The 3642-nt window shown below is 68.5% G+C and carries 3 protein-coding genes; 1 reads left to right on the plus strand and 2 read right to left on the minus strand.

Going from position 1 to position 3642, the window contains the following annotated elements; genetic code table 11:
• The coding region (locus tag D7X55_RS37350; protein ID WP_233610302.1) for a hypothetical protein at positions 1-1352 on the plus strand (1352 nt) is incomplete at its 5' end.
• On the opposite strand, the gene D7X55_RS37355 is transcribed toward D7X55_RS37350, so the two are convergent.
• Together D7X55_RS37355 and D7X55_RS37360 are read right to left on the minus strand one after the other, a co-directional pair.
• Positions 1336-2895, minus strand: coding sequence for a Fic family protein (locus D7X55_RS37355; protein WP_121725521.1), 1560 nt, complete (start codon positions 2893-2895; stop codon positions 1336-1338). The two genes, D7X55_RS37350 and D7X55_RS37355, sit on opposite strands and share 17 nt — an antisense overlap.
• Positions 2896-2989: 94 nt before the next feature.
• A complete protein-coding gene (locus tag D7X55_RS37360) occupies positions 2990-3538 on the minus strand; it encodes a hypothetical protein (RefSeq protein ID WP_120552164.1) in 549 nt (182 codons plus the stop codon).
• Positions 3539-3642: the final 104 nt, after the last annotated feature.

Below are 3642 nucleotides of genomic sequence, written 5' to 3' on the forward strand. Positions count from 1 at the left end.
TGGGGGGACTCTTCCTCGTGGGGTGCGAGGAAGCCCGGGCCACGTCGCCGCGCATCCCGGTGCTCGGCGAGGTGGGCGGACAGGTGGCGCAGGAGGGCGAGGAGGCCCACGTGTGGTCGCGGACCCTGATGGTTGGGGACCCTCAGGCTCCGCACGCGGTGGTGACCTCCAACGGGGACGTCCTCGTGGCGGCGACCTATCAAGAGCCCGTGGACCTGGGGGCGGGTCCCCTGCCCTTCAATCGCAACGTGGTGGCGCCCCATCTGCTGGTGGCGCGGTATTCGCCGGACGGCACGCTGAAGTGGGCGCGCGGCTGGGCGCCCCGGCACGCGGCGCGGGCCCGCGTGGGCGGCCTGGCGGTGGATGCCAATGACAACATCTTCCTGACAGGCATGTCCGCGGGCTTCACCCGCGACGGCGCCACGCTTCCGGAAGGGCCGTTCCTGGCCCGGCTGGATGGTGGCGGCGCGCTGGACTGGGTGCGCTCGCTGCCGGGTGAGGGCCCGGTGGCGGTGAACGGCGTCACGTCCGACCACGACGGCGGCGCGGTGCTGGTGGGCGACTTCGCCGGCGCGCGCGACCTGGGAGAGGGATTGAAGACCACGCCCCAGGGCAGACACGCGGGCTTCGCGTTGCGCGTGGGGCCGAAGGGCGAGCAGCGCTGGAGCCGCGTGTGGATGCCTTCAGGCGAGGGCGAGGTCTCCGCGCGGGCGGTGGCGGTGGATGTCTTTGGCGACGTGCACGTGGTGGGCGGCTACGCGGGGGCGGTGTCGCTGGGCGACGCGACCTTCGTCACCGTGCGCCAGCACACGCCCTTCGTGGTGAAGCTCACCCGCGACGGCGACCATGTCTGGAGTCACGACGTGCGCGGCACGGATGGCACCGCGGTGTCCGTGGCCGTGGGCGCCGACCGCGTCTTCGTGGGCGGCGGCTTCAGCGGCCGGCTGTATTTCAAGAACACCTTCCACCGCGCGGACTCGCGCGACGGCTTCCTGCTGGCCTACGACGCGCGCGGCGGCCAGCAGTGGGCGCGCACCTTCCCCACCGGCGCGCCCATGGTGGCCACGGACGACGCGGGCCAGCTGACGGTGGCGGGCGGCCATGACGGCGGCCCGGCCCTGGGCGGAGGCCAGCTGCCTCCGGGCCTGTATGTCGCGAAGCTGCTGCCCGAAGAGGGCGCGTCGCTCTGGGTGCGCGGCTTCGCGAGCCCGGGCACCGTGGCCCAGGCCCGCGCCGTGAGCGTGGACGCGTCCGGCGCCGTGCTGCTCGCCGGAGGCTTCAACCGGTCCGTCCCGGAGGACGGACCGTCACGGCCGCTGCAGGATGGCTTCCTGCTCAAGTTGAGCCCTTGAGGAACTGCTCCTGGATGATTTCCTCCAGCGCCTGAACCTCCGCGTCGGTGAGGAGCTCGAAGTGTGAGGCGCGCTTGGTCGCGGAGAGCCTGCCTTTGTTCTGGAGGACCCCCTGGATGAACAGGTTCAGCTGCCGATCCGGCATGTCCACCACCTGCTCCATCTGTTCGCGGGCCTGACGGTAGCGGACGATGAACTCCAGCTCCTTGCGGAACTCCGTGCGGATGGTTTCCTCGGTCCAGGCGTAGAGGTCTTCCGCCATCCGCGTGCAATCGATTGCACGGTACAGGTTGCCGGTCTTGCCCTTCACCGTGACCTGCCAGTCCTCGTCATGCGTGTAGTCGACCTGCTGCATCAGCGGGGCAGAGAAGGACTCGAGGCAGGCGTCGTACTCGGAGCGCTTCTGCAGCATCACCGCGGAGACGGGAAAGATGATGCCCTGGGGCGTGAAGCCCGAGCGCGACAGGATGTAGTGGATGAGCAGGCGATGCAGGCGGCCGTTGCCATCCAGGAACGGGTGGATGAGGACGAAGACGAAGGACACCGCCGCCGCTTGAACGATGGGGTCCACGTGGGCCTTCGCCATCCGCTCGAGACTGGCGAGCAGTCCCTTCATGAGGGAGGGGACATCCTCGGGACGGGGCGGCAGGTAGTGAACCTTCTGCTCGGTGAAGCTCACGGTCTCACCGATGTAATTCTGCCCCTGCCGGTAACCCGTCTCCGCGAAGCGCGGATCCACGGTCTGGTTCTGGATGTCCGTCAGCGTCGCCTCATCCAGCGTGTCCCACTGGGGAACGCGCCGCAGGAGGGCCACGTAGCGCTCGGTGCGGTCCGGACTTGGCTTCTCCCGCTCGATGGCGAATGAGGAGCGGGTCTCCTTGGTGTAGAGGTAATTGACGGCCCGGCGGAGCGCGTCCGCGTCGTACTCCTCCATGAGCCGGGAAGCCTGCTTCGCAAGCTCCAGGCTGGCGAAGTGCTTCAGCTTCCCGGTGCGCCGCACCATGGGACAGCAGTCCACGGTGCCCAGCAGGTTGTTGATGACACGATGGCGCCGGCTGCGCTCATCCGTGGCGGTGAAGTACACCTGGGGATCCAGCAATGGGACGTAGTTGCCGCTGGCCACGTCTGGCAGTTCCAGCCTGTGTCCGGTGAGGAACTCGTAGAGGAACCAGAGCCGCCTCGAGTACTGTCCGGTGGGCCGTCGCTGGATGTAATCCAGGAGCTGAGGCTCCAGCGTCTTCCGGGGCACCTTTTCGAACAGGGCGGAGAGGATTTCGAGCGAGACCCCTTCGTACTTGAGCGCGAACTCCAGTTGATGGAAGAGCCCTGGCTGCGGAGCGTAGGTCGGAGGATAGCGGACAATGCTCCGCCCCCTCTCGATGTGCTCGCGCTTCCCGCTTCCCGGTGCGACGAAGGACACCTGGTGATGCGGCAGCACGACGAGTTCGTGCGCCAGGACGAGCCGGGCGTAACCAATGGGCTCCGCCTTGGGAGGAAGGTCGACTCCCAGGCGTGCGCGGATGGCTTGACCGAACGGTTCCAAAAATCGTTCTCCAGAAGGAGAACGTAACCAAAATGGTTATCCGGTTCCAAAAATCGTTACACCAGGGCCTTCATCGCCCAAAATGATTACACTTTCAGGCCCCGACGCCCTCGGGGTCCGTGGCCAGCTCCCCGCCCAGGTGCATGCCCGTCTGGCAGCGGTAGTCCGTGACGAGCGACGCGGCCAGCACCTTCACGCCCAACAGCACGTGCAGGGCCGCCGCCACGGGCGAGCGCTTCGCGTATCCCAGGACAAAGGGCGCGAGGATGGCGCCCAGGCCATAGGCGTAGTCCGCCAGCTCGTGCGCTTCGATGGGGATGAGCTTCGTGAGGCTCAGCCGGTAGTCCGTGAACAGCGACACGCCTATCGCGGCGCCGCCCAGCGCCCAGCCGGCCGCCTTCGCCGTGCTGTCACCGGACGCGCTGCCCACCACCGCCAGCGCCGCGCCGCCCACGTAGTCCAGCACCGAGTGCACGTCCTGCGGCACCCAGCGGCGCAGGGGCAGCGTGCCGAACAGCGGACGCGACAGGATGCCCGCCGCGGCGCTGTGGTCCCTCAGCCGGCGCCACTCGCGGCGCACGGCGCCCTCCGGGCGCGGAGGGACGGGAGGCAGCAGGGGCTCCGAGCCTTGGAACTGGTACATGACGTGACTCCTCTTCTCAGCCGGTTTGCAGCCGTTGGCGGCCGTCGTGGCCGTGCCCGGAAACGGTAGCCACGCCCTCATGCCCGGGCCTGTCTCTTATACAC

The organism is Corallococcus sp. AB049A, from assembly GCF_003668885.1.
Classification (GTDB): Bacteria; Myxococcota; Myxococcia; order Myxococcales; family Myxococcaceae; genus Corallococcus; species Corallococcus interemptor.